The sequence below is a fragment of the Bordetella sputigena genome (genome assembly GCF_965137885.1).
In the GTDB taxonomy this organism is placed as follows: Bacteria; Pseudomonadota; Gammaproteobacteria; order Burkholderiales; family Burkholderiaceae_B; genus Bordetella_C; species Bordetella_C sputigena.
In genome coordinates this window covers 73,681-99,715 of the sequence record NZ_CBCSCA010000009.1, presented here as the reverse complement: position 1 = coordinate 99,715, position 26,035 = coordinate 73,681, and the positions used below count along the sequence as shown (strand labels likewise).

The window sequence follows — 26,035 nt, the reverse complement described above, 5'->3', positions numbered from 1 at the left end:
TCTGCGGCGCCGCCTGTCGGTTCAATGGAACATCAGTCACATACGAGTTGCACCTTGGTACTGCGGGTCCGGTCGGCCGCCAGCTCGAAGGCCGCGACGGCCTGGTCCAGCGGCAATTGCGCGCTCATCAAGGGACGGACGTCCACCTTGCGCGCGCGCAGGTAGGCCACCGCCCAATCGAATTCAGGTCCGGCGCGAAACGCGCCGACGTAGTCCAGTTCGCGCGCCATGATGCTGTTGGCCGGAAAGTGCAGGCCTTCGGCGGGCAGCGTACCGACCTGCACGATGCGCCCGCCGCGCCGCGTGGCGGTCAGGCAGGTGGCCAACGCGGCGGGACTGCCGGCGGCTTCGATGGCGATATCGGCCAGGTCCGCCAGCTCGCGGGCGTCGACGGTATCGCTGCGCAGGGTCGCGTCCGCGCCCACCGCGCGGGCCATTTCCAGGGGACGATCGGCGATATCGCAGACGATGATGCGCGCGGCCCCCGCCAGGCGCGCGGCGATCACCGTCATGCAGCCTATGGTGCCGCCGCCGGTGACGAGCACGGTGCGGCCCATCATTTCGCCCGCGCGGCGCACGCCATGCAGGCCGATGGACAGCGGTTCGGCACAGGCCAGTTCACCCAGCGAGATGTCCTCCGGCACCGCGGTCAACTGCCGTTCGCCCATGACGAAGCGTTCGCGGAACATGCCCTGCACGTGCGGATAGACGCTGGCGCTGCCCAGGAAGCGCATATTGCTGCACAGATTGTCGCGGCCCGCGCGGCAGTAATCGCAGCGCCCGCAGGGATGCGAGGGATTGATGGCGACTTTCATCCCTGGCGCGACCCGCGTCACCGCGTCGCCGACGCGCGTGACGACGCCGGAAGCCTCATGGCCGGGAATGAGCGGCTCGCGTATGACGAAAGCGCCAACGCGGCCATGCAGGAAGTAGTGCAGGTCGGAACCGCAGATACCCGCCGCGCCCAGGCGCAGCTCTACGTCATGCGGCGCCAGCGGCGCGGGATCGTCGGGCTCCAGCCGCAGGTCGCGGGCGCCGTGAATACGGCAGGCGATGCTCATGGCCGCTGCCTCAGGGCAAGCATCGCGTGGCCACACGGGCGGGAGACGCGCGGATGCGGCGTCGTTGCCTGAACAGCAAGCCGCCGCGGATCTGGCAGGCTGCGGTGCCGCCGGTTCGCCGGCGTGTCATTCGCCACGTTCATGCTGTCTCCTCCTGCGGGCGGTCGCTATGTCGCGCCGCCCATGGTTCTGGATACTGCCCTGCGCCTGCCGGCCGCCGCATCGGCGGGCGACCAATGCGCGGTGAAGCGGTCGTGCGACCGGGCCATGTGCTCGCGCATGGCCTCGCGCGCGGCCGCGGCATCGCCGGCCTCTATCGCCTCGACCACCCGCTCATGTTCGGCGATGGCCGATTCCCAGCTTTCCGCGTTCTCGAAATGACTGCCCAACTGCACCGCCAGCGGATTGTGGCGTTCGTCGTAAAGCTCGCCCACCAGCCGCAGCAGCACCGAGTTTTCGGTCGCGGCGGCAATGCGCACATGGAACAAACGGTCGCCGCGCACGGGGATATTGCCGGACCCGGCTTCCTCGCGCATGACGTCCAGCGCCTGCCGCAGGCCGGCGATATCAGCCCCTTTCATGACGCGCGCGGCCTGCGCCGCGAGTTCGCCTTCGATCAACTGCCGCGCCAGTATGGTGTCCAGCGGACTTTCCGCCACCACGCTGCCGCCCGGCGTGCTGTCGCCACGCGCCCGGACATAGATGCCCGACCCCATCCGCACTTCGACCAGGCCTTCGACTTCCAGGGCGATCAGGGCTTCCCGCACCGAAGGCCGGGAAACGCCCATCTTCAGCGCCAGGTCGCGCTCCGGCGGCAGCCGGGTGCCGACCGGGAATTCGCCCCGTTCTATCAGGGCCCGCAACTGGTCCGCGATCTGGCGGTACAGTCGCCGGGGTTCGATGGCGTGAAACGGCATTCGGATGATCGGTCAAGTGGCCTTACCAGTTGACCGCATACTGCGCGCCGCGCCATGATGAAACAATTAGGGTTTCTGCTTATCATTGCGGCGGTCGGCCGGCCGGCCTGCCGCGCGATACGGCCCCCGCCGCGGTATCGGCCATCGCTTGTTTACGCTATCGTCCGCCTGCCGCGAACCGCCGGCCCCGCCCCGGCGATCGTCGCCTTTTCCGCTGGTCCAACCTATCCGCCATGACGCCTACACCGCAGCACTCGCCATACAAAAGCACCGGCGGTTTGCGCCGCATCTTCAACGCGCTGCGTTATTCCATGCAGGGGCTGCGCGCCGCCATCCGCTACGAGGCCGCATTCCGCCAGGAGCTCGCGCTGGCCATCCTGCTGATCCCGGCCGCCTTCTGGCTGGGCCGGTCCGTGCTGGAGGTCTTCATCCTGATCATGTCGGTGACCATGGTGCTGGTGACGGAATTGCTCAATTCCGCCATCGAGGCCCTGGCCGACGCACTATCCGTGGAAATGCACCCGCTGCTGGGGCGCGCCAAGGATCTGGGCAGCGCGGCCGTGCTGCTCTGCCTGATTTTCACCGTGGCCATCTGGGCCGCCGTGGCGATCGGCCGCTTCTTGCTCTGACTTTTTGCGCAGTGTTCTTGAATGCGGCCGGCGCCGCCGGCCACATCCGCGGTGCCTGCCCCGATCAGAACGCGATGTTGAGCGCGCCCAGCACGCCCTGATCGGTATTGCGCGACGAATACTGCCCGTTGTACGACAGGCTGATCGTCGCATTGCGCGTGATGTGCACGCCCACGCCGACGTCGACCACCGCCTGGTTGCGCGCGATCGGCGCCCCCGAAATATCGAAGGACGAACCGCCCTGGAAGGATTCGGTGGCCACCGGCCTGACATCGCCCACCGCATAACGCCATCCGACCATGCCCTTCAACAGGAAATCCGTGCCGTTGAAGGTGAAGTGTGACGTGCCGCGCAACCCCAGGGTGCTGAACCCCGTATCCATGTCCTGGCTGGCGACGTGCAGGGCGTCGGCGCCGCCCCGCTCGTCGAAGCCTTCCGCATGCTGGTTCACATAGGCCAGGTTCAGGAAAGGCTCGACGTTGGCGCGATTGCCCAGCGGCACCTTGTAGCCCAATTCGCCGAAGATCTGCGCCGTGCCCGCGTTGTAGTTCGAGCTGAGGCGATCGGCGAAACCCGGCACCGCCAGCCGGCGGTCGGCGCTGATGTCGTGCCAGGTGTAGGTCGCGCCGGTGCGCAATCCCAGCGCGCCCCATTGCGTGCCGCCATACACCCCCAGGTGGTAATCGTCGCTGTCGGCCGACGCGCCGCTGCCGTTCACGCGGTACGAGCCGTGGCTGTAGCCGGCCAGCACGCCGGCCCGCCAGGTGCCCGCCACGGGCATATCGGCGCCGATGAAAAAGCCGCCCACGGAGCGATCCAGCCGGGCCGCATTGCCGTCGCCGTCCGCATGCCCCCAGTTGCCGTAGAAGCGCGCCCATCCCGTCGGCCGCGCGCCGCCGCAGGCCGACGCGCCGGCGACCTGCCCGGACGCGACGCCGCGCGGATCCGCGGCCGGCTCGGCCGTGCACGTAAAGGTATCGCCCAGCCGCTCGCTGACCGCGTCGCGCGTGAAATGGCTGCTTTCCAGCATGGCCGACTGCACGGAGGCATGGATTTCGCCGGACAGCTGATCCAATGCCGTGCGCGCGGCGGCGTCCGTCTGCTGATTGAGCACCGGCACCGCGGCCGGGGCGCCGGGCGCCAGCGAATCCAGCCCGGATGCGACGGCGCCCTGGTTGGGCGTGATCGCCACGTCGGCGATCGAACGTGTCTGCTTCACTTCCAGGTAAGCGTTGCGAGGGTCATATGTACCCGCCAGGCTGAGGAAGCTGCTCAGCGACGTATCGCCGGTCAGGGTGTAAGTGCCGTTGACGCCGTCCGTCGCGGACAGCACGGTGTAGCGCGTGCCGGCGACATAAGGCGCGGGGCTGGTCTTCGTCACGTTCAGCACCGCGCCATCCTGGATGGTGGCGGTGCCGGTCACGGCGATACGGTCGGACGCCGACGAGGTGGGATCGACTTCCGCCTGGTACACCGCGCCGGACTGCTGCACGTAGGCGCCGTTGACGTTCAACGTGCCGATGCTATTGCCTGGAGCGACGACGGCGCCTGACCGCAAGGTCGTGGCGCCGACCGTGCCGGCGCCGCGCAGCGTGCCGCTGTCGACGGTTACCGAGGACGTCCCGGCCGATCCATTGACCGTCAATACGCCCCCATTGCCGACGGTGAACGGCGAGGATATCGCCGTGCCGGTGATATTCGCCGATCCGCCGTTCAGCGCCACGGGAGAATTCTGGATGGCCCCGGCTACCGTCAGCGTGCTGCCGTTCAAGGTGAACGGTGAATCGGCGACTGAACCGGAGGACGCGACGGTCACCACACTGGCATTGGCGGTCACCGGCGATGCATCCACCGAGCCAGCCACCGTCAGCGTGCTGTCGCCGTTCAAGAAAAACGGCGAGTTGCTGACCGAGCCGCCGGCCGCCACATTGACCGTGCCGGAAGTCGGCGCGATCACCGAGTCGGCGATGGCGCCGCCCACCGCCAGCGTCGCCCCGGAATTCACGATAAACGCCGAGTTGGATAGCAAACCGTCGACGGCGAGCACGCCTTGCGATACCGTCCACGGCATGGTTTGCGTCGACGTCCCAGTCAGGTTCCACGTACTGGCGCCGGTCTTTTCGAAAAAGCCAAACCCTTGATATTGCGCCGTCGCGCCGACCGTCGAAACGTCGAAGCTGGCATCGGCGTTTCCGCCCAGCTTCAAGGTATCCGCCACGCTGAAGGCGACGACGTTGCCATTGATGGTGGAGCCTGCCCGCAGCTCCAGGGCGTTCACGCCGCCGATGAACTGGACGGCATTGGCGATCGTCCCCGGGGCGCGGTTCGCGCCACCCGAGATCGTCCCGGCATTGACGATGGTTGCGTTGTTCCCGACGACGCCCACCCCACCCGTCGGCTCGCTGAACCGGGAACCGGTCACGGTCGCCGCCGCCCCGCCGGCGATGACGCCGCCGGCGCTGTTGACCAGTGCGCCGCCGTCGGATATCCAGACACCTTCGCCGCCGAAACCGCCCTGCCCCGAATTGGCGCCGGTATTCCGGGCGTTGCCGCCATTGCCGCCGGTCACCGCACCGGCGTTGGTCAGCGTGCCGGCGCCGCCAACGATAACGCCTATGCCGCCGCCACCACCGCCGCCCAGAACGACGTTGCTGCCACCATTACCGCCACGTATCGATGCACCGGCGGCGACGTTTACGTTCGCCGTCGAAAACACGCCCGAGCCCCCGCCCCCGGCGGCGCCGCCGCTGGAGCTGCTCACACTATTGCCGCCAGCCCCGCCCGTGACGGAAGCCCCTATCACGACATCGAGGTCGACGCCGGTGGTAACGCCGACCCCGCCGCCGCCCGCGCCACCGCCATTATTGGTACTCGGAACGGGAAGCACGGCGTTGGCGCCATTCTGCCCGGACACCGTGCCCGTGACGATGGCGCTGCCGATCGCCCCGGCCTGCCCGGTGGCCGAGCGGGGCGCCAGGTTGCTGGCGCCGCCGGCGACGCTCATGCCCCCGCTGCCGCCGAACCCGGTGGTGACATCGGTGCCGCCGCCACCTCCGCCATCGGCGCCAGGCCCGCCGACAACGGCATCAGCCCCCTGAGCCTGCGCCGTATTCCCCGTGATGCCGCCGGCGCCGGTGAACGCCAGATTCCCAGCCGGCGTTATCCCGCCCGCGCCGCCGTTTCCCGCCCATGCGGGGGCCGATAAGGCCATGGCCAAGGCCAGGACCGATGTCCTCAAGCGATAGCCCGGCAAGGCGGCCGGTACGGGGAACAAGCCATCAACAGCACGGTTCACGACACTTGCCGGCATGCGCATTCTCCCAGGACAGGATTGGGGCTTCGAAAGGTGTCCGACCTGGAAACGTCAGCGCGGGGAAAGACGTGAGAAGGGGGAATCCGTCGCCGCGGCCAGCCGGTAGAACACAGAACGGAAGAGCAGCGGGATTATTTCCGAATTTTTCTGCACCGACAAATAGTGTCATTTACGCGCGTTTCATATCGTCGCTTTCCGTCGACACTATCGAGGCCGGCACGAAATCGACATGTGACCCGGCTATGTTCCAGGCCCTTCCCCGGACCCGGCGGGCTCTGCCCGCCCCAGCGGTAAACTGCGTAGTCGCGCACTCGCCCAATCACCACATTGACGATGAATTTCAAAGAAAAACTCGACGCCGCCTGGGAAATCTCCGGATCGCTGCTGACGGTCGGCCTGGATCCGGACGTGCAGCGTCTGCCCCATGAACTGGACGGCGAACCGGATGCCATCTTCCGTTTCTGCCGCGACATCGTCGACGCCACCGCCCCCTACGCCTGCAGCTTCAAGCCGCAGATCGCGTATTTCGCCGCCGCCCGGGCGGAAGCGCAGCTGGAAGCCCTGTGCGAGCACATCCGCACGCATCACCCGGACCGCACCATCGTGCTGGACGCCAAGCGTGGCGACATCGGCTCCACCGCGGAGCAGTACGCGCGCGAAGCATTCGAGCGCTACAACGCGCATTGCGTGACGGTCAGCCCCTATATGGGCCTGGATTCGGTCGAGCCCTATCTGCGCTGGACCGACCGCGGCATATTCATCCTTTGCCGCACGTCCAACCCCGGCGGTTCGGACCTGCAGTTCCTGAAGACGGAAGACGGCGAGCCGCTCTATCTGCGCGTGGCGGGGCTGGTCGCGGACAAATGGAATAGCCAGGCCCAATGCGGCCTGGTGGTGGGCGCAACCTACCCGAATGAACTGGCGGCGGTACGCCAGCGCGTCGGCGATACCGTACCCCTGCTGATACCGGGTATCGGCGCGCAAGGCGGCGACGTGACGGCCACGGTGACCAATGCGCGCAACGCGCATGGCACGGGCATGTTGATCAGTTCGTCCCGCGCCATCCTGTACGCATCCGGCGGCAAGGATTGGCGGGAAGCGGCCGGGGCGGCGGCCAAGGATCTGCGCGACAGCATCAACGCGGTGCGTTAGTTTCCAAGGACCCGGCTTATCCCGCGGATAAAACAACGGCACGGCGCCGCCGTGGACGCCGTGCCGTTTGGGTCTGGCCCGGGCCTGGCCCAGACGCGCGGATGATCACACCAGCGTGGGAGCCGGTTCTTCGACCCTGGCGCCTATCGTTTCCAGCAAGCCCAGCAGGGCAAAGGCGACGGCCTGTTCACGAATCTGCGCGCGGTCGCCGCTGAATACGTGCGTGGCGGCGCGGGTGGTGATGCCGCTGCCCGCGCGCACCGCGAAGCCGAAACACACCATGCCCACGGGTTTGCCCGGCGTTCCGCCTTCCGGACCGGCGATGCCCGTGGTGGACACCGCTACATGCGCCGCGAGCGATTCCAGCAACACGCCATTGGCCATTTCCTGCGCCACCGGTTCGCTGACGGCGCCATAAAGATTGAGGGTGTCCGGTGAAACCTGCAGATCGACGACCTTGGCCTCGTTGCTATAGGTGACGAAACCGCGGTCGAACCAGGCGCTGGAGCCCGCGACCGCGGTAATGGCCCCGGCGACGAGCCCGCCGGTGCAGGATTCGGCCGTACCCATCATCCAGTTGCGGCGTTTCAGTTCCCTGCCCAGCGCGGCCGCCAGGTTGATCGTGTTGCTGTCGAACGTCGTCATTGAAATGCTCCCATGCGCACTGCGATTGCCATGACCAGCAGCGCATAAGCGGCCGCCAGCAAGTCATCCCACATCACACCGATACCGTTCTTCATGCGCGCATCAAAATAGCGGATGGGCGGCGGCTTGACGATGTCGAAAACCCGGAACAGGACAAAGGCGCAAAGCTGCGCCGTCCAGCCGCTCGGCACCAACCACAAGACCAGCCAGAATGCGGCCATCTCGTCCCAAACCATGCCGACATGATCGGGCTCGCCCAACTCCTGGCCCGCGCGATGACAAGCCCAGCATCCATAGACGATCGCCAGAGCAATTAGCAGGCCCAGCGCCAGGTCGCCAAGCCAGTGCGCCGCGGGCAGCCACAGCACCCAGGCCAGCAGCGTGCCCCAGGTGCCGGAGGCCGGCCTGATCAGGCCCGATCCCAGGCCGAAGGCGATAAAGCGGCTGGGCGTTTTCGATATCCACGAAAAAGACGGATAGGCAACGCGGGCGCGTGCCCGCATGGAAGCGGATTCGGGATCCGGCGTAGTTTGGTTCATGAGGAACGGAAGTGATCGAAACCGCGGGGAAGATCGCGCAAGGGGGTGCCGTCCGCATCCAGCACCGCGAGTTCGCCGCCGGCCTCGACAACGCCGATGCGGCTGACGGCAACGCCGCAATCGTCGCCTATACCGCGGATAGCGGCGGCGCGATCGGGCGGAGCCGTGAAGCACAATTCATAAACATCGCCACCGGCCAGCACGGCATGGCGAACGCGTGCCGGCGCGACGTCCGCCAGCGCGGCGGAAACCGGCATGGCATCCAGGTACAGGCGCGCGCCGACGCGGCTCGCCTTCAGGATGTGGCCCAGGTCCTGCAGCAGGCCGTCGGAAATGTCGATGGCCGCATGGGCGACACCGGCCAGGGCCGGGCCCAGGGTGAAACGCGGCTGCGGCCATTCCAGCGCGGTGCGGGTGCGTGCCAGCAGCGCATCGTCGGCGGGCATCTGGCCGCTCATGAGCCGATAGGCGATGTCCGCGTCGCCCAGCGTGCCGGACACCCAGATATCGTCGCCGACACGCGCGCCGGCGCGGCGCAAGGCGGCATCCGGCCGGACAGCGCCGAATACGGTCACGCTGATCGCCAGCGCGCCGGGATTGCCCGTGGTATCGCCGCCTATGAGCGGGCAACCGGCCTGATCGGCCATGGCGTGGAAGCCCTGGGCGAAGGCCGCCACCCAGGATTCGTCCGCCCGCGGCAGCGCCAGGCCCAGCAGGCAGCCGATGGGGCGCGCGCCCATTGCGGCAAGATCCGAGACATTGACCGCCAGCGATTTATGGCCGAGCGCGCGGGGATCCACGTCCGCAAAGAAATGCCGGCCTTCGATCAGCAGATCGGTGCTGGTCGCCACCTGCATGCCGGCAGGCACGTCGAACAAGGCGCAATCGTCGCCGACGCCCAGCATGCCCGCGGGCGCGGGGCGCTTGAAATATCGGTCTATCAGGTCGAATTCGGAAGCCACGCGGACCCCTGGATGGCGCCGGCGGCGCCTGGCTCAGCGCCGCGCCGCCGCGGCGACTTCCTTGGCGCGCACGTCCGCCGCCAGTTTGTCCAGCACGCCATTCACGAACTTGAACCCGTCGGTGCCGCCGAAGGATTTGGCCAGCTCGACGGCTTCGTTGATGGCGACCTTGTACGGGACTTCCACGTGATGCACCAGCTCGTAGCTGCCGATCAATAGAATGCCATGCTCGACCGGCGACAGCTCGTTCAAGGGCCTGTCGATGAAGGGCGTGAAGCGCTCGCGCAGATCCGGCGCCTCGCGCAGCACGCCATGCAGCAAGGTCTTGAACCACTGCGCGTCGGCTTCCGAGAAATCCTCGGCATCGCGCAGATGGGCGTCGATTTCGCCGGCATCCTGCGTGCCTTCGCCGCCGCGCAGCAGCCAGGCATAGACCCCCTGCAGGGCGAACTCACGCGCGCGGCGGCGTGCGCTGCGCGCATTCGCGCGTACCTGGGCGGCGTGATCAGCGGCGGTCGTCATCGTCTTCTTCTTCTTCGTAGTCTTCTTCGTCCTCGTCCTCGTCTTCGTCGTCGGCTTCGGGTTCGAGGGCGGCGATCAGGTTGGCCATCTCCACGGCCACCTGGGCGCAGTCGCGGCCCTTGCCGGGGGCGCGGGCTTCGGCCTGTTCATCGGTGTCGACCGTCAAAACGCCATTGGCGATGGGAATGCCGGTTTCCACGGAAATGCGGGTAATCGCGGCGGCCATTTCGTTGCTGACGACTTCGAAATGATAGGTCTCGCCGCGGATCACGGCGCCCAGCGCGATCAGCGCATCGAATTCATAGGTTTCGGCCATGCGCGCCAGCGTGACGCCGAGTTCGAGGGCGCCCGGGACGGAAACCAGCATGACGTCGCGCTCGTCGACACCCAGCTTGGCCAGTTCTTCCAGGCAGGCTTCCAGTTCGGTCTGGCCGATCTCCTCGTTGAAACGGGCGCGGACGATGCCGATGTGCAGCCCCTCGCCGTTCATGTCGGGGGATAAGGTGTAGGGATTCATCGATGACTGCCTTATAGGGTTGCGGCGGTGGTCGCAAAAGAGGGAAGCGGGGGGTGTCGGGAGACACCCGCCAGTGAAGCCTGTGTGCCTAGCGTACCGGGGACGCGGGAGGGTCGCAATCGTAACCTGTAATCGATAGGGCGAATCCCGCCATGCTGGGCATCCTGCGCGGACGCGCCAGCAGTTTCATCTGGCCGACGTTGAGATCGCGCAGAATCTGGGCGCCGATACCGTAGGTGCGCAGCCCCACCCGGTCGCCGCGGGATTCATCCCTGGCGCTGCCGGCGGGCTCGTCCCAGGCGGCGATCTGTTCGGACAGGTGTTCGCCTCCCGCCTGGCAGTTCATCAGCACCACCACGCCGGCCGGCGCGGCGGCCACGGTCTGCAGGGCCTGCGCCACGCCCCAGCTGTGCTGGCTGGCGCCCATGTCCAGGACGTCCAGCAAGGACGCGGGTTCATGCACGCGCACCAGGGTCTCGCGTTGCGGATCGATCTCGCCATGCACCAGCGCCAGATGTATGGACTGGGTGGCCGTGTCACGATAGGCGACCGACCGGAACGCCCCCCAGGGCGTGCGCATGGCGCGCTCGCCCAGCCGTTGAATGATGGACTCGTGTTCGCTGCGGTACTGAATCAGGTCGGCGATGGTGCCTATCTTCAGGTCATGGGCCTTGGCGAACGCGACCAGGTCCGGCAGGCGGGCCATCGTGCCGTCCGGCTTGAGGATTTCGCAGATGACGGCCGCCGGGGTCAGGCCCGCCATGGCGGTCAGGTCGCAGCCGGCTTCGGTGTGGCCCGCCCTGACCAGGACGCCGCCGGGGACGGCGCGCACCGGAAAGATATGGCCGGGCTGCACCAGATCCGCCGGCTTGGCGTCGCGCGCCACGGCCACACGTATGGTGCGGGCGCGGTCGGCGGCCGAGATACCGGTTTCCACGCCCTCAGCGGCCTCGATGGATACCGTGAAATTGGTGCCGAAGCGCGTGCCGTTGCGGGTGGCCATCAAGGGCAGGTCCAGCTGGCGGCAGCGCTCTTCGGTCAACGTCAGGCACACCAGGCCGCGGCCGTGGGTGACCATGAAGTTGATGGCTTCCGGCGTCACGAATTCCGCCGCCATGACCAGATCGCCTTCGTTTTCGCGGTCTTCTTCGTCGACCAGAATGACGATGCGCCCGGCGCGCAGCTCGGCGATGATTTCGGCTACCGAAGCGATGCCGAAGGATTCGGTTTCGACGGCGGACGCGGCGGAGGTAAGCTGGGCGGACATGAAGGCGGGTGCGGCATCGGGCGGAAAAACCGGATTTTACCGCTCCGGGGCCAAATGACTCATTTATGACAAGTCATCACTATCCGACTAACGGATGGGTACTATCGCGGGTCACTTTGTTTTGCGGAACGTCATGTCGGAACAGGAACTGAAGCTGCACGTGCCTGCGGCGGCCGGGGCGGCCGTCGAACGAGAACTCAAACAGGCAGGCGCGGAACGCGTGCCCTTGCACGCGATGTATTTCGATACCCCCGAACGCGAGCTGGCGCGGGCCCGGATCGCCATCCGCCTGCGCCGCGAAGGGCGCAATTGGGTGCAGACCCTGAAGACGCCGGGGGCCAACGCGATCACCCGGGTGGAGATGAACCATCCGCGTCCCGGGCCTATCCTGGATCTGTCGGTCTATGCCGGCACCGAAGTCCATGACGCGCTGGCCGCGTTGAAGGGCGAACTGGAGCTGCGCTACGAGACGGACGTCATCCGCCTGGTCCGCAAAACCCGCACGCGCCAGGGTACGGTCGAAATCGCCTACGACCACGGCGTGCTGCGCGCCGGCGACCTGGAGCTGCCCATCTCCGAAGTCGAATTCGAACTGATGTCCGGCCGCCCCGCCGCCATTTTCGCCACGGCGCGCGCCTGGCTGCCGCGCCATGGTCTGATCCTGGATCCGCGCAGCAAGTCGGAACGCGGCGATAGCCTGGCGCAGCTGGCGCACACGCTGGCGCGCCCGGGGTTGGCGGAAGACGCCCGCAAGGCGGCGATCGCGGAATTCTGGGGGCCGCGTCTCGCCAAGCCGATTGCGCTGTCCGCCGGCATGACGCCGCCGCAAGGGCTGGCGGCGGTGGCGGGCGAATGCCTGAACCAGATCATGCGCAACGCCGCGGTACTCGCCGAGGTGGACACGCTCGACATTTATGGCGCGGGCCAGCCCGAACACGTGCATCAGTTGCGAGTGGGAATACGCCGCTTGCGATCCGCCTGGCGCCTGTTCCGCGGCTGGGCCGAACTGCCGCCGGATGACGCGCAGAACGCCCTGCGCGACTACTTCGCGGCTTTCGGGGCCAACCGCGATCAGGACGTCCTGCAGGAATCCATCATCCCGGCTCTCGTCAAAGCCGGGATGCCGACGTTCCCGATCCCGGAGAGCGACACGACACCCGTGGCGGCACGCGAAACCGCGGCCGGCAAGGCGTTCCAGGGCTGGCTGTTGGATATGCTGGAATGGACGCTGGATGTACGCCCCACGCCGGAGGCGATGGAAAGCGCCGTGGCGGCCGATGCGGACATCGGCGGCGACGAGCGGGCAAACGGCCAGCTGCCTCGCGACAGTGGGGATAACGGCGCCATGGAGGATGGCGGCGCCGACGCAGGCATCAAAGACAAGGAAGCCGGCCACATCGTGGCGCGAAACGCCAGTACGGGAAGCGTCGATCCCCGGGGCGCGGGCAGGGCGAACGCCAACGGCTTCGCGCCCGGGACGTCGGCCCAGGCCCTGGAAATCATCCATCCCACCATCATCCCGTTGACCCCGCGCGAACCCCGCGATCTACAGACCTTGCTGGCGCGCCGGCTGCGCAAGTGGCACCAGCAGGTGCTGACGGAGGGGCAGCGTTTCGCCGAATTGGATATCCCGTCGCGGCACGATCTGCGCAAACGCGCCAAGCGGCTGCGCTACGGCTTGAGTTTCGCCGAATCGCTGCTGCCGGCGAACAAGATGCGCGACTATCGGCGCCGCCTGGCGGCGGTGCAGGACGTGCTGGGCGAAATGAACGACCTGTCGGTCGCGCATGACCTGTACCGTCAGTGGAGCAGCCGCCATCCCCAGGCGTGGTTCGCCCTGGGATGGATCAGCGCGCGCCAGGAGAAGCTGACCGGGGAGGCGCAGCGCGCCTTCGCCAAGCTGGGCGCGGCGAAGCGGTTCTGGAAGTGAGGTTCTGGAGGTGAATTAGCGGCCGGCCGCTCGGGTTACGCCCGGCGCGGCCGCGCCAGCGCACTGCGCGGCGGGCACACCGTCACGTCGCACGCCAGGGAGCAGGCGGGCGGTGACCNNCAGGCGGCAGGCGGCAGGCGGCAGGCGGCAGGCGGTGAGCGGCGGATTGCGCCCGCCCGTTCAGTTGGACATGCCCAGCAAGGCCGCGGCGAACTCGTCGGCCACGAAGGGTTGCAGGTCTTCCAGGCCTTCGCCCACGCCTATCCAGTACACCGGAATCGGCCGCACGCCCTGGCTGCCGGCCGCCACCGCGGCCAGGGTGCCGCCCTTGGCGGTGCCGTCCAGCTTGGTGACCACCAGGCCGGTCAGATTGATCGCCGCATCGAAAGCCCGTATCTGCGCCAGCGCATTCTGGCCGGTATTGCCGTCGACCACGAGCAGCACTTCGTGCGGCGCGGCCGCATCGGCCTTGCCGACGACACGGCGGATCTTCTTGAGCTCTTCCATCAGGTGCAGCTGGGTCGGCAGACGCCCCGCGGTATCGACCATCACCACGCCCACGCCGCGGGCGCGGCCGGCGTTGACGGCGTCGAACGCCACCGCGGCCGGGTCGCCGCCTTCCTGGGCGATCACCGTGACGTTGTTGCGAGCGCCCCATTCCATCAACTGCTGCCGGGCGGCCGCGCGGAAGGTGTCTCCCGCGGCCAGCAGCACGCTCGCGCCCTGGCGCTGGAAGGTGTTGGCCAGCTTGCCGATGGACGTCGTCTTGCCGGCGCCGTTCACGCCGGCGATCATGATGACCAGCGGACGCGCGCGGCCCAGCTCGAAGCGGCGCTCCAGCGGCCGCAGATGGTCGGCGAGGATCTGGCGCAGTACCTCGCGCACCTTGGCGGCGTCTTCGATGCGCTCCTTTTTGACGCGGGCGCGCAGCGCGGTCAACAGGGCTTCCGTGGCCTCGACGCCGGCATCGGCCATAATGAGCGCCGTTTCCAGTTCCTCGAACAGGTTTTCATCGACCTTGACGCCGACGAACAGGCCGCCGATGCTCTGGCCGGTGCGAGACAGGCCTTGCTTGAGACGCTGCAGCCAGGATTTTTTCCCCGGCTGCTCGGCGGCGTCCGCGGCGGCGGACGTGGTTTGAGCCGGTGTGGCGGCGGACGGCGGGATGGGCGGCGTTGCCGGCACCGCCTGCGGGGCCGCGCCGGCTTGTGCGCCACGCGCGTCCACGGCGGGCGCCGGCGCATCGGTCGGCGACACGCCGGACGTAGCGGGACCGGCACCCGGAATGCGCGCCGATGCGCCGCCCAGGTCGATGGTGGGTTCCACCCTGGCCGATGGCCAGGGCGCCTGCTCATCCGAACGTTGCGGCGGCGCTTCAGGCGCCGGGGCAGGCGGAGCGGGATTCTGGACGTCGCGGCCGGTCGGCTCGGCAGGCTTGGGCGCCTGCGCGGGCTCCGGGGCGGGCGCGGGGGGTTTTTTCTTGAAGAAATTCAGCATGACGAACAAGTATATTCGCATCGTCGGCGGCCAATACCGGCGCACGCCTATTGCGGTGATCGATGCGGCCGGGCTGCGGCCGACGCCGGACCGGGTTCGCGAAACCCTCTACAACTGGCTGCATTATTTCTGGGATGGCGACTTCGCCGGCAAAAGCGTGCTGGATTTGTTCGCCGGCAGCGGTGTGCTGGGCTTCGAGGCCGCTTCGCGCGGCGTCGGCCACGTGCAGATGGTGGAACGGGACAAGGCCGCGCTAGTCGCCCTGCGCGCCGTCCGCGACAAACTGGGCGCGAGCCAGATACGTATCCACGCCGGCGACGCCATGGAGGTCCTGCGCCGCATGGACGCGTCGCGCTATGACCTGGTGTTGCTGGATCCGCCATTCAACCAAGGCTGGCTGGAGCGCGTCGGCCCCCTGTTGCCGGGCATCCTGGCCGACGATGCCCTGGTCTACGTGGAAAGCGAGGCAGAGATATCGCCGGACGTCCTGTCGGGCGCGACGCATGCGCAGTCCCCGGCAGAGATCCCGGCGCCGGCGCTGGGGCAGCCCGCCGCACAATTCGAAATGTTGCGTAAAGATCGCGCCGGCGCTGTCCATTACGCGCTACTCCGGTTTGCTGCAATGCGGAAATAGATCAATAATCCTCGGTTCGGAGAGGTGACATACCCATAAATCAAGGGAGGACGCATGATCATCGCTGTTTACCCCGGCACATTCGACCCGCTCACGCGCGGTCACGAGGACCTGGTGCGGCGCGCCGCCGCGCTATTCGACCAGGTCGTGGTTGGCGTTGCCCATAGCCGCAACAAGAAGCCCTTCTTCAATATCGAGGAACGCGTCGCGATCGCGCGCGAGGTCCTCGGCCACTATCCCAATGTGCGCGTGGAAAGCTTCGGCGGCCTGCTCAAGGATTTCGTGCGCGAACAGAATGGGCGTGTCATCGTGCGCGGCCTGCGCGCGGTCTCCGACTTCGAATACGAATTCCAGATGGCGGGCATGAATCGCCATCTGCTGCCGGACGTTGAAACGCTGTTCATGACGCCGTCCGATCAATACCAGTTCATCTCCGGCACCATCGTGCGCGAGATCGCGCAACTGGGCGGCGACGTCAGCAAATTCGTCTTCCCTTCCGTCGAGCGCTGGCTGCAGGAAAAAGCCAAGGAACATCGCGAGCAGAGCTGGCCGCACTGACCGCCCAGCGCAGCGCCGGCGCCGGCCGCTTGCATCGCGGCACTACAATGGGCGTATCCGCGCGCGCCGCGCGCCGCCCGAGCGGCTTGTAACGCCGCCTCCGCCATGGCTCTGAAGATCACTGAAGAATGCATCAACTGCGACGTTTGCGAGCCGCAGTGTCCCAACGAAGCCATTTCGATGGGCGATGACTATTACGTCATCGACCCCGACAAGTGCACGGAATGCGTGGGGCACTATGACGAGCCACAGTGCAAGGTGGTCTGTCCGGTCGAATGCATAGAGATCCACCCGCAGTGGCAGGAAGGCCAGGAAGCGCTGATGGCAAAATACCGCCGCCTGACCGGCCGTGCCTGACCGGCCGCACCTGACCGGCCGCACCTGACCGGTCGCACCTGACAGGCCGCACCTGACAGGCAGTACCTGACCGGGCTCACATGCCAGATACGCCGATACCAACGAACTCCCCCTCCCATGCCGCCGGCTTGCGCGGCGATCTGTCGCTGTCCGCCATCGTCGCCGGTCTGGTCGCCGTGGTGGTCAGTTTCGGCGGCACCGCCGTGCTGATGGTGCAGGCTGGCCACACCGTGGGCCTGGACGCGGCCCGCATCGGTTCCTGGCTGGGATCGATCTGCCTGGCGCTGGGTTTGGGCGGCGTATGGCTAAGCATCCGTACCCGGCTGCCCATCGTGCTGGCATGGTCCACGCCAGGCGCTGCCTTGCTGATTACCGCGCTGGCCGGCGTGCCCTTCGCCGAAGCCGTCGGCGCTTTCGTGGTGGCGGCCGCGCTGGCCCTGGTGTGCGGGCTGCTGGGCTGGGTCGACCCGATCGCGCGCCGGATTCCGCCGCAGATCGCCTCCGCCATGCTGGCCGGGGTACTGCTGAACTTCGGCATCGGCGTCTTCGGCGCCATGGGGCGACAAGCCGCGCTGGTGCTGCCGATGGCGCTGGCCTATCTGGTTTTCAAGCGTTACGCGCCCCGCTATGCCATTCTGGCCGTGCTGGCGATCGGACTGGCGGCCGCCGGCGCCCAGGGGCTGCTCAATTTCGGCGGCGCCGAATGGCATTTGACCGAATTCGTATGGACCACGCCGGTCTTTACCTGGCGCGGCGTCATCAGCCTGGCCATTCCACTATTCGTCGTGGGCATGGCATCACAGAACCTGCCGGGGCTCGCGGTGCTGCAAGCGGCGGGCTACCGGGACGTGCCGGCGTCGCGCATCATTGCGGTCAGCGGCGGCATGGGATTGGTCGCGGCGCCGTTCGGCGCCCACAGCGTGACGCTGGCGGCCATCATCGCGGCGGTCTGCGCGGGACGCGAAGCGCATCCCGACCCGGCGCGGCGTTACGTCGCGGCCGTTACCTATGGCGCGGCCTATGTTGTCCTGAGCATCGCCGCGGGCGCGGTGGCGGTGTTCTTCCAGGCCTTGCCGCCGGCCCTGATCGCCGCGCTGGCGGGCCTGGCCCTGCTGGGGCCCATCATGGGCGGCATGGCGGCGGCCATGCGCGAAGAACAGGGCCGCGAAGCGGCGCTGATCACGCTGCTGGCCACCGCTTCGGGCATGACGTTCTGGGGCGTGGGTTCCGCGTTCTGGGGACTGGCGGCCGGCCTGGTCGCGCATGCGTTCATGAGCCGCGTCCGGAACGCCTGAATACCCGAAGCGGCGAACGCTTGCGCGGGATAGGCCGAGTATCCCAAGCGGAGTACCCCAAGCGGCAAACGCTTCGCGGGCGATATTCAATCCGGCCAGTGGACCGGCCCCATCTCCGGATGCACCTTCATCAAGCGGCATGGAATCCCCGTGTAATTGGATATCCACGCCGCTGCCAGCTCGCCTTCATCCACGACGTCCACGGCCTGCTGGCCGACCAGCACCGCGCTGCGCACGCTGTCGTCGTCTTCAATGACGTCCAGCGGGATATCGATACGCAGCATGCCTGGCGCCCGCAGAACCAGATAGCCGAAACGCAGTTCGACCGTGATGTCCGCCAGCGCCGGGCAGGCGTCACGGGTGACCCATTGCCCGCCGGAATTCACCACCAGCCAGCGGCGGTCGTAGTCGGCGGCGCGCGGGTCGTCCAGGCCGCCGCATTGCGCGACGGGATGGTATTGAGTGCTCATTTTCCGGTTATCCCCTTAAGCATCCGGCCCAGGTCGCGTATGCGGTCCCGGCGCGATTCATTGTCCTGCTGGTCCGCGCCCTTGCCGCCCAGCGCGCGTTCCAGCGCACGCGTCGCGGCGTCGCCCGCCACGGATCTCCAGTCGACGCGATAGCGCAGCTGGTCGTACGGTCCGGCCACGTGCACGGGCACGGCCACGCCGCGCAGTTCGCGCAGGTCCACCGGCGGCGGCTCCGCCAGCCGCACATTGGCGACGACGTCCAGGGTTCCTTTCGGCAGGTCGATGATGGCGGGCGACCCTTCGCTGACGCGTATCACCGGTGATGCGACGTCCAGCTTCTTGATGGTGGCGACGCCGGCCGCCAGGCTCAGATCGGCATCCATGCGGGTGAAGGTGGTTTCGCGCGACGTATCGGCGGGCACGCTGTCGCTGGCGCCGCCCTTGCCGCCGAGTATCAATTGCTTCAAATCGCGCAGCGAGCGGGCGACGTCGAAGCCTTTGATGGCGCCCTCGCGCAGGCGCAACTGGAGGGTGCCCGCGAGATTGTCGCGCATGGCGGTGGACTGGGCGCCGTGGGTGGTCAGATTGGCGGCCACGCTACCCACACCGGTCAGGGACGATCGTTTGGTCAGATCGGTCAGCAAGGGTCCTATGGCCACGCCATCGAGCGTAAAGCGTGTGGCCACTGCGTTGTCGCGGGTGGCGTCCAGCGTGATGTTGCCGGCCAGCTTGCCGTTGTAAAGGTTGGCGGCTAGCGGGGACACGTCCAGTTTGCCCTGCGCCAGTTTGACGGTGGCGGACAGGTTTTGCATGGTGACGCCGCGTACGACCAGCCGGCCTGCCTTGACGGTGCCCTGCGCAGTCGGGCCGATCAGGGCGGACAGGTCGATGGCGCCCGGCTGCGCGGCGGCCGAGGCGGGCGGCGAGGCGGCGCCGGATGCCGTCGCGCTTGGGGCGCCGGCGCCGTTCGGGACCGGTTTACCAGCCGCGGCGGACGCCGCGTCGTTCGCGGCCGACGCCGCGGTACTGCCCGGCGCCTCGGCGCCCGCTCCCGTCGCGCCAGGCCTAGCTTGGGCGCCCTTGCCGCCGTCGGGCTTGCCGCTTCCGGGCGCGGCAGTGCCGGCCCCACCGGCCGTATTCCCGGCTGCATTGCCGCCACCCGCCGTCCCCGGCTTGGCCGCGGCCGGCTGCGTGTCGGCCGGCAACAGCTTGTCCAGGTCCAGGGCGTCGGCATTCAATGCGAAACGCACGGCCGGCCTGGCCCCCAGCTGGGTCGCATCCGCCGTCAACGTCAGCTTGCCGCCTTCGACCTGCGCATCGATCGCCATATCGGCCGACTTCTTCGCCAGATCAGCCCGCAGCGCACCCGTATACGGAATGCGCATGGCGCCGCCCGGCAGGCCCGGCGCGGCAACGACGACTTCGCCGGCCATCGATGGCATCGCACCGGCGCGCTGGCGCAGATCCAGCGTCACGGGCGACGCGGCGCTGACATTCCATCCGCGATCCCCCTGCTTGATCTCGGCGGCGAGTCTGGCCTGGGCAATGGCAAGATTGCTGCTGTTGCCGCTGATCCCATCGATAGCCAGCCGCGCATCCACGCCATCGGGCCCGGCGATCCGCACGCGCGCGCTGACGGCATCGCCCGACGCCGCGGTGGGCGAAATATCCAGGGCGGGCGCATCGGCGGCGAATTCGAACGGACCGCGCGGCAGCGTCCCCTTGGCACGGACGGCCACCTTGGAGGTCTGGATAGCCCCGCTGGCCGGATCGGCACGCAGCCGCTCCGCCGCCAGGCTGGCGTCGACACTGGCGGTACCGCCGTCCACATTGGCGATATCGCCCTGGAACACGACCTCGATGCCACTGGCGTCCACGGCGCCGGTCTGGCCGTCATAGGTCAGATTGCCGCGCGCGGTCAGGTTGCGGGCATCGGCGTCGGGGAGCTGTCCCGATGCCTTCAAATCCAGCCCGCGTACTTCGTAGCGCTGGGCCTGCGGATTCATGCGCACGGTGGCCTTGCCGGCGATGTCCGTGTCGAAGCGCGGATTGGCGCCCTGCACGTGCGCCGACACACTGGCGTCGAAGGGCTCGTCGATGCGCACACGACCGGTCCGCGCATTCAATTGCGAGATGAGCAGCGCGCGTCCACGGGCGTCGTCCTGCAGCTGGATCTCGCCGTCCTTGATATCCAGCCCGGCGATGTCGATGGTGGGCGCGGGGCCGCGCCGGTCGTCCTTGCCGGCGGAATCCGCGGGCGGCTTCTGCGCCTGGGCGGGCTCGCCCAGCAAATCCTGGAAATTCAGCCGTCCCTGTTTGTCGCGCACCACGCGCGCCTTGACGCCGCTGAAGCTGGCATGGTCCAGGACGATGTGGCGCGACAGCAGCGGCCATATCGCTACGGACATGCGCGCGGTTTCCATCGACGCGAAAGTTTCGCTGCTATTCGGCTCCGAGAGTGAAACGCCCTGCAGCGTCAGCCCCAGGCTGGGAAACAGCGTGGCGTCGATGTCGCCCTCTATGGTCAGCGTGCGGTGATACCGCTCCTGCACCCAGGCCTGCAGCCTGTCCTTGTAGGCATTGGGATCGAAGGTCAATAGAAAGACCGCCACCGCCGCGACGGCAAGGGCGAGCACTACCGCCACGCCTATCGATATGCGTTTGGTCCACGTCTTCATGGGTATTCAGCGACCGGGAAGCCGATCTTCCCGGGTGTCCTGTGATGGCTGGTTCTACGAATGGCAATGGTAACAAAGGGCCCGCTAGGCGGCCGGCGCGCCGTTGCGCACGGCGCGCAATCCTTGCAAAGCCAGTACCCGCATCTGTGCCGCCAGCTGCCCGGCGGGGCGGTCGAACAGTTCCCGCAGCGGCGAATCCACACCCGGGTCCAGCACCAGCAGCACCAGGCAAGGCGCCAGCACGCTCAGCACGCAACAGGTCAGCGCCGGCGTGCCGGCCGGCAGACCGGTAATTTCGGCGACGATACCGCTCAGCACCTGGAACTTGGGCATGGCCTCTTCGCGCATGACCTGCGACAGCAGCGGGGAAGGCGTCAGGATCTCGCGCGCCCACAGGCGGGTATGCCAACTGCTTGTGTCGACGACGGCGCTGACCAGGCCCTCCATGAATACGCCGAGTTTCTCTTCCGCGGGAAGCGGGCTGTCGGCGAGCTCGCGCAGATACGCCATGCTCATCACATGGGTGTGCACTTCACGCAACAAGGCCAGATACAGCCCGTCGCGGCTGCCGAAGTAGTAATTCACCGCTGCGATATTGGTCTTCGCCCGGGCGCAGATGGCCTTGCTGGTGGTGTCGGCGTAGCCGCGTTCGGCGAACAGCTGGCCCGCGGCTTCGATGATATTGACGCGCGTGGCCTCGCCGTCGGCGCGAGGGCGCGCGGGCGACGGCGTCGCGGTGGGCGGGCTCTTGGACGGCATCAGGACGGGCTCGGAGGCATGACCCAGCGCAATGCGCGCCGTGTGCAATGCGGCAAAAATGTGGGTATAGTTTATCTCAAATTCTAATTTGATTTAGAGAACCGCCAGGCCACTGGTCCCGGCCGCTACGTTGGAACCGATGCCGATCATGAAGAAGAAAACCGCCATCCTTGCCGTCGTCGTGCTGCTGGCGGCAGCCGCCGCGATCTACTGGGCCTTGAATCGCGGCCCGTCCGATCCGAACCGCCTGACGCTCTACGGCAACGTCGATATCCGCCAGATCGCCCTGGCCTTCGACGGCAGCGACCGCATTGCCGAGATGAAGGTGGAAGAAGGCGATCGCGTACGCGCCGGCCAGGTCGTGGCGCGGCTGGACACGCGCACACTGGCGCTGGAACTGGCGCAGGCGCGCGCCGAAGTGGGCGTGCGCGAGCAATCGCTGCTGCGCCTGCGCAACGGTTCGCGGCCGGAGGAAGTGCAACAGGCCCAGGCCCAGGTGCTCGCCGCCCAGGCGGACGCCGACCTCGCGGCCCGGCAATTGAAGCGCCTGCAAGGCGTGGCCGGCGATACGTCGGGCCGTGGCGTCAGCCGGGACGATCTGGACAACGCCGCCTCGCGCCTGCGCGTGGCGCAGGCGCAGTTGGACAATCGCAAGCAGGGCCTGCGCCTGGCCAAGGTGGGGCCGCGCCAGGAAGACATCGCCGAAGCCGAAGCCGCGCTGCAGGCCGCGCGCGCCCAGGCGGATCTGCTGCAACATCGCCTGGACCTGGCGGAACTGAAGGCGCCGCGCGACGCGGTGGTGCGGGCCAGGCTGCTGGAGCCGGGCGATATGGCCTCGCCGCAACGGCCGGTCTACACACTGGCCGTGTACGACCCCAAATGGATACGCGCCTATGTCGGTGAAACCGACCTGGGCCGCGTCAAAATGGGCATGGCCGCGCAGGTGGTCACCGACAGCTATCCCGGCCAGCCGATCACCGGCAAGGTGGGCTATATCTCTTCGGTGGCGGAGTTCACGCCCAAGAACGTACAGACCGAAACCTTGCGCACCAGCCTGGTGTACGAGGTGCGCGTGCTGGTCGACGACCCTCAGGACCGCCTGCGCCTGGGCATGCCGGCAACCGTGACCATCGCGCTGGATCCCGGCACGGCTGGAGCCGCGCGCTGATGGAGGGCGACGGCCTGGTCATCGACGCGCGGGACATCGGCAAGCGGTTCGCCGTGAAGGCGGCGCGTCGCACGGTGCAGGCGCTGGACCGCGTCACGCTGCACGTGGCGCGCGGGACCGTCACCGCCCTGGTCGGCCCGGACGGCGCGGGCAAGACGACTTTCCTGCGCCTGGTGGCCGGCTTGATGCGCCCGGACGCGGGACAGCTGCGGGTACTGGGCCATGACGTCACCCGCGAGGCCCAGGCCGTGCAGGAGCGCATCAGCTATATGCCGCAGCGCTTCGGCCTGTATACGGACCTCAGCGTGCAGGAAAACCTGGACCTGTATGCCGACCTGCATGGCGTGCCCGCCGATGCGCGCCGCGAACGCTATGCCCGCCTGCTGGAGATGACCGACCTGGCGCGCTTTACCGGCCGCCTGGCGGGCAAGCTGTCCGGCGGCATGAAGCAGAAGCTGGGATTGGCGTGCACGCTGGTGCGCTCGCCCGATCTGCTGCTGCTGGACGAACCCACGGTCGGCGTGGATCCGCTGTCCCGGCGCGAGCTGTGGGAAATCATCGACCGCATGGTGCGGGATGAGTCCCTGACCGTGCTGGTGGCCACCGCCTATATGGACGAAGCGGAACGCTGCGCCTGCGTGCACGTGTTGCATGAAGGCGGTTTGCTGGCCGGCGGCGCGCCGGCCGAAATCGCCGCGCGCGCGGAAGGGCTGTGCTTCGTGGTCCCGGCCGGGCCGGGCGAAGCGCCGCGCGCGCGTCAGGCTCGCCTGCTGGATCGCGGCGACCAGGTCGTCGACGCCGTCCCGCGCGGCGGCGAAGTACGGTTCATCGTGCGTCCCGGCGCCGACGTCGGCGCGTTGGGAGACGACGCCGCCGGCGCGGCCGCGGCGCCGGCGCGGTTGGAGGACGGCTTCATGGTGCTGCTGCGGGCGCGGGTCGATAAGGCGGACGATGCGGACCGCGTGGACGGCGCGGCCGCCCCCCGGACATCGGCACCCCTGGGCGACGCATCCTCCGTGGGCGGCGCCTCGACATTCGCGGAGGGCGCGGCCGCCCTGGCGGACGGCGCGGCTGGCGGAGGCGGCACGGTCGAACCGGAGCGGGCGCAATCCAGCCAGCCCGCCATCGAAGTCCAGGACCTGGTCCGCAAGTTCGGCGACTTCACCGCGGTGGACCGCACCACCTTCACCGTCGCCCGCGGCGAGATCTTCGGCCTGCTCGGTCCGAACGGCGCCGGCAAAACCACGACCTTTCGCATGCTGTGCGGCCTGCTGCCGGCCAGCAGCGGCGTGGCGCGCGTGGCCGGCATGGATATGCGCACGGCGCGCGCGCAGGCGCGGTCGCGCATCGGCTATGTGTCGCAGGCCTTCGCGCTCTATGGCGACCTGTCCGCCGCCGAAAACCTGCGTTTTTTCGGCGGCGCCTATGGTCTGCACGGCGCACGGCTGCGCGAACGCATCGCAGCGGTCACGGAACAGTTCGCCCTGCGCCAGTATCTGGACCAGGCCGCCGGCCAGCTGCCCGGCGGCATCAAGCAGCGGCTGGCCATGGCCGTGGGCCTGCTGCACGAACCGGATATCCTGTTCCTGGACGAACCGACCAGCGGCGCCGATCCCCTCGCGCGCCGTGCGTTCTGGCGCCGCATCACCGCGCTGGCGCAGACGGGCACCACCATCGTCATTACGACGCACTTCATGGAAGAAGCCGAGTACTGCGACCGCATCGTGATCCAGGATGCCGGCAAACTGCTGGCCCTGGGCACGCCGGATGAAGTACGCGCGCAGGCGGGCGCCACGGCAGAACGCACGATGACTATGGAAGACGCCTTCATCGGCATCGTCGAACGCGGACGCAACGGCGCGTCGACCAGCGCAACGGCCGGCTCGTCGACCGAAACCCGGGCGGCCGGCGCGGCCGTTGCCGGCCAGCCGCCCACTGGCGACGCGGAGGCCCGCCCATGAGCGGCGCGCCAAGCTCCCACGCCCACAGCGGCTTCTGGCGCCGAGTCGCTTCGCTCACGCGCAAGGAAGTGCGCCAGCTGTTCCGCGACCGCGCCAATATGCTGATCGGCCTGGTCCTGCCCATCGCGCTGATCCTGATCTTCGGCTACGGGCTATCGCTGGATGTCAAGAACGCCCGCGTGCTGGTCGTCATGGAAGACACATCGCCGCAGGCCCACGACCTGGCCGCCAGCATCGCGCTATCCCCCTATCTGACCTGCGCGCAGGCGCCTTCATGGCACGACGCCGAGCGGGCCCTGGCCGCGCACGATGCCGACGCGGTGCTGCGCATCCCCAGCGATTTCTCGCGCCGCTACGTCGCCGGCAACGCGACGGTGCAGGCCCTGGTCTCGGGCAGCGATCCGACGCGGGCGCTGGTGGTGGGCGGCTATCTGCAAGGCGCCGTCGCCATCTGGCTGCAGAAGCAGGCGGACCGCGGCGCGGCCTTGTCCCTGACCGGGAATGGCAGTGTGATCGTGGTGGACCGCATGTGGTTCAACGCGGCCAACGACAGCACCTGGTATCTGGTCCCCGGCCTCGTCGTGCTGATCATGACGCTGATCGGTACCTTCCTCACCGCCCTCGTCATGGCGCGCGAGTGGGAGCGCGGCACGCTGGAAGCGCTGTTCGTCACGCCGGTGCGTCCGGTTGAAGTGCTGCTCGCCAAGATCATTCCCTACTTCTGCGTCGGGATGGTCGGCCTGGCGCTGTGCCTGATGGCGGCGCTGTTCCTGTTCCAGGTACCGCTGCAGGGCTCCATGGCCGCGCTGCTGGCGGGATCCACGCTGTACATGCTGGTGGCGCTGGGCATCGGACTGCTGATTTCGGCCGTCACGCGCAATCAGTTCCTGGCCAGCCAGATCGCCATCCTGGCCAGCTTCATGCCGGCGACGATGCTGTCGGGTTTCGTCTTCGACCTGCGCAACGTACCGGCCATCGTGAACATCGTCGGCCATGCCTTGCCCGCCACGTATTTCATGGAGCTGGTTAAAACCGTGTTCCTGGCGGGCGATTACTGGCCGCTGATCCTGAAGGACTGCGCCATCCTGGCGTGTTATGCCGTGGGCCTGCTGGCATGGGTGGGCCGCCTGACGCGCAAGACGCTGGACCGGTGATAGGCGGAGCAACCATGAGGCAAACACCAAGGCCGACAGTCACACCGGGG

Annotated in this window: 23 protein-coding genes; 10 read left to right on the top strand and 13 right to left on the bottom strand. The window is 67.9% G+C overall.

Annotated elements, in window-relative coordinates; translation table 11 throughout:
- Window positions 1–32: 32 nt before the first annotated feature.
- Both ACNA0R_RS17980 and ACNA0R_RS17975 read right to left on the bottom strand, forming a co-directional pair.
- Window positions 33–1,061, bottom strand: a complete 1,029-nt coding sequence (locus tag ACNA0R_RS17980) for an L-idonate 5-dehydrogenase (protein WP_415827413.1) — start codon at window positions 1,059–1,061, stop codon at window positions 33–35.
- A gap of 167 nt (window positions 1,062–1,228) precedes the next feature.
- A complete protein-coding gene (locus ACNA0R_RS17975) occupies window positions 1,229–1,978 on the bottom strand; it encodes a FadR/GntR family transcriptional regulator (RefSeq protein ID WP_415827412.1) in 750 nt (249 codons plus the stop codon).
- A 233-nt stretch (window positions 1,979–2,211) separates the two neighbouring features.
- Between ACNA0R_RS17975 and ACNA0R_RS17970 the strand changes: the two genes are divergently transcribed.
- The gene (locus ACNA0R_RS17970; protein WP_415827411.1) at window positions 2,212–2,607 is read left to right on the top strand and encodes a diacylglycerol kinase; all 396 of its coding nucleotides are present in this window, start codon (window positions 2,212–2,214) and stop codon (window positions 2,605–2,607) included.
- A gap of 64 nt (window positions 2,608–2,671) precedes the next feature.
- Here the strand turns inward: ACNA0R_RS17970 and ACNA0R_RS17965 are convergent, their stop codons facing one another.
- The gene (locus tag ACNA0R_RS17965; protein WP_415827410.1) at window positions 2,672–5,902 is read right to left on the bottom strand and encodes an autotransporter outer membrane beta-barrel domain-containing protein; all 3,231 of its coding nucleotides are present in this window, start codon (window positions 5,900–5,902) and stop codon (window positions 2,672–2,674) included.
- A 351-nt stretch (window positions 5,903–6,253) separates the two neighbouring features.
- Here ACNA0R_RS17965 and pyrF point away from each other — a divergent pair, with 351 nt between their 5' ends.
- Window positions 6,254–7,072: an orotidine-5'-phosphate decarboxylase gene (gene pyrF / locus ACNA0R_RS17960; RefSeq protein WP_415827409.1), complete on the top strand. Its 819-nt coding sequence runs from the start codon at window positions 6,254–6,256 to the stop codon at window positions 7,070–7,072.
- A gap of 105 nt (window positions 7,073–7,177) precedes the next feature.
- Here the strand turns inward: pyrF and ACNA0R_RS17955 are convergent, their stop codons facing one another.
- From ACNA0R_RS17955 to ribBA, 6 genes are all read right to left on the bottom strand, one after another.
- Window positions 7,178–7,717, bottom strand: coding sequence for a CinA family protein (locus ACNA0R_RS17955; protein WP_415827408.1), 540 nt, complete (start codon window positions 7,715–7,717; stop codon window positions 7,178–7,180).
- A complete protein-coding gene (locus ACNA0R_RS17950; RefSeq protein WP_415827566.1) occupies window positions 7,714–8,220 on the bottom strand; it encodes a phosphatidylglycerophosphatase A family protein in 507 nt (168 codons plus the stop codon). Before ACNA0R_RS17950 ends, ACNA0R_RS17955 begins: the two co-directional genes overlap by 4 nt.
- 32 nt (window positions 8,221–8,252) lie before the next feature.
- Window positions 8,253–9,218 (bottom strand): thiamine-phosphate kinase, encoded by a 966-nt coding sequence (gene thiL / locus ACNA0R_RS17945; RefSeq protein WP_415827407.1) that lies wholly within the window; start codon window positions 9,216–9,218, stop codon window positions 8,253–8,255.
- Between the two features lie 33 nt (window positions 9,219–9,251).
- Window positions 9,252–9,740, bottom strand: a complete 489-nt coding sequence (nusB, locus tag ACNA0R_RS17940; protein WP_415827406.1) for a transcription antitermination factor NusB — start codon at window positions 9,738–9,740, stop codon at window positions 9,252–9,254.
- Complete coding sequence (gene ribH, locus ACNA0R_RS17935; protein ID WP_415827405.1) at window positions 9,724–10,257, bottom strand: 6,7-dimethyl-8-ribityllumazine synthase; 534 nt, start codon at window positions 10,255–10,257, stop codon at window positions 9,724–9,726. Before ribH ends, nusB begins: the two co-directional genes overlap by 17 nt.
- 88 nt (window positions 10,258–10,345) lie before the next feature.
- Entirely contained in the window at window positions 10,346–11,524 is a 1,179-nt protein-coding gene (gene ribBA, locus ACNA0R_RS17930; protein WP_415827404.1) for a bifunctional 3,4-dihydroxy-2-butanone-4-phosphate synthase/GTP cyclohydrolase II, read from the bottom strand.
- Window positions 11,525–11,657: 133 nt separating this feature from the next.
- Between ribBA and ACNA0R_RS17925 the strand changes: the two genes are divergently transcribed.
- Window positions 11,658–13,454, top strand: a complete 1,797-nt coding sequence (locus ACNA0R_RS17925) for a CYTH and CHAD domain-containing protein (protein ID WP_415827403.1) — start codon at window positions 11,658–11,660, stop codon at window positions 13,452–13,454.
- 180 nt (window positions 13,455–13,634) lie between these two features.
- Here the strand turns inward: ACNA0R_RS17925 and ftsY are convergent, their stop codons facing one another.
- Window positions 13,635–14,951, bottom strand: a complete 1,317-nt coding sequence (gene ftsY, locus ACNA0R_RS17920; RefSeq protein ID WP_415827565.1) for a signal recognition particle-docking protein FtsY — start codon at window positions 14,949–14,951, stop codon at window positions 13,635–13,637.
- Here ftsY and ACNA0R_RS17915 point away from each other — a divergent pair.
- From ACNA0R_RS17915 to ACNA0R_RS17900, 4 genes are all read left to right on the top strand, one after another.
- Window positions 14,950–15,585, top strand: coding sequence for an RsmD family RNA methyltransferase (locus ACNA0R_RS17915; RefSeq protein ID WP_415827402.1), 636 nt, complete (start codon window positions 14,950–14,952; stop codon window positions 15,583–15,585). The genes ftsY and ACNA0R_RS17915 overlap by 2 nt on opposite strands.
- Window positions 15,586–15,639: 54 nt before the next feature.
- Entirely contained in the window at window positions 15,640–16,143 is a 504-nt protein-coding gene (gene coaD, locus ACNA0R_RS17910) for a pantetheine-phosphate adenylyltransferase (RefSeq protein ID WP_415827401.1), read from the top strand.
- A 105-nt stretch (window positions 16,144–16,248) separates the two neighbouring features.
- Window positions 16,249–16,500, top strand: a complete 252-nt coding sequence (locus ACNA0R_RS17905) for a YfhL family 4Fe-4S dicluster ferredoxin (RefSeq protein ID WP_415827400.1) — start codon at window positions 16,249–16,251, stop codon at window positions 16,498–16,500.
- An 80-nt stretch (window positions 16,501–16,580) separates the two neighbouring features.
- Window positions 16,581–17,795 carry a benzoate/H(+) symporter BenE family transporter gene (locus ACNA0R_RS17900; protein WP_415827399.1) on the top strand — a complete coding sequence of 405 codons (1,215 nt, stop codon included), beginning with the start codon at window positions 16,581–16,583 and terminating at the stop codon, window positions 17,793–17,795.
- Window positions 17,796–17,881: 86 nt separating this feature from the next.
- Here the strand turns inward: ACNA0R_RS17900 and ACNA0R_RS17895 are convergent, their stop codons facing one another.
- The 3 genes from ACNA0R_RS17895 to ACNA0R_RS17885 all read right to left on the bottom strand — a co-directional run bounded on the left by ACNA0R_RS17895 (window position 17,882) and on the right by ACNA0R_RS17885 (window position 21,702).
- Window positions 17,882–18,265, bottom strand: a complete 384-nt coding sequence (locus ACNA0R_RS17895) for an MOSC N-terminal beta barrel domain-containing protein (protein WP_415827398.1) — start codon at window positions 18,263–18,265, stop codon at window positions 17,882–17,884.
- A complete protein-coding gene (locus tag ACNA0R_RS17890) occupies window positions 18,262–20,943 on the bottom strand; it encodes an AsmA family protein (RefSeq protein WP_415827397.1) in 2,682 nt (893 codons plus the stop codon). The genes ACNA0R_RS17895 and ACNA0R_RS17890 overlap by 4 nt, the downstream gene beginning before the upstream one ends.
- Before the next feature lie 84 nt (window positions 20,944–21,027).
- Complete coding sequence (locus ACNA0R_RS17885) at window positions 21,028–21,702, bottom strand: CerR family C-terminal domain-containing protein (protein WP_415827396.1); 675 nt, start codon at window positions 21,700–21,702, stop codon at window positions 21,028–21,030.
- Between the two features lie 148 nt (window positions 21,703–21,850).
- On the opposite strand from ACNA0R_RS17885, the gene ACNA0R_RS17880 reads away from it, so the two are divergent.
- The 3 genes from ACNA0R_RS17880 to ACNA0R_RS17870 are packed head-to-tail and all read left to right on the top strand — an operon-like array spanning window position 21,851 to window position 25,985.
- Entirely contained in the window at window positions 21,851–22,870 is a 1,020-nt protein-coding gene (locus ACNA0R_RS17880) for an HlyD family efflux transporter periplasmic adaptor subunit (protein ID WP_415827395.1), read from the top strand.
- Window positions 22,870–24,831 (top strand): ATP-binding cassette domain-containing protein, encoded by a 1,962-nt coding sequence (locus ACNA0R_RS17875; RefSeq protein ID WP_415827394.1) that lies wholly within the window; start codon window positions 22,870–22,872, stop codon window positions 24,829–24,831. Before ACNA0R_RS17880 ends, ACNA0R_RS17875 begins: the two co-directional genes overlap by 1 nt.
- Complete coding sequence (locus ACNA0R_RS17870) at window positions 24,828–25,985, top strand: ABC transporter permease (protein ID WP_415827393.1); 1,158 nt, start codon at window positions 24,828–24,830, stop codon at window positions 25,983–25,985. Before ACNA0R_RS17875 ends, ACNA0R_RS17870 begins: the two co-directional genes overlap by 4 nt.
- The last annotated feature ends 50 nt before the right edge of the window (window positions 25,986–26,035 follow it).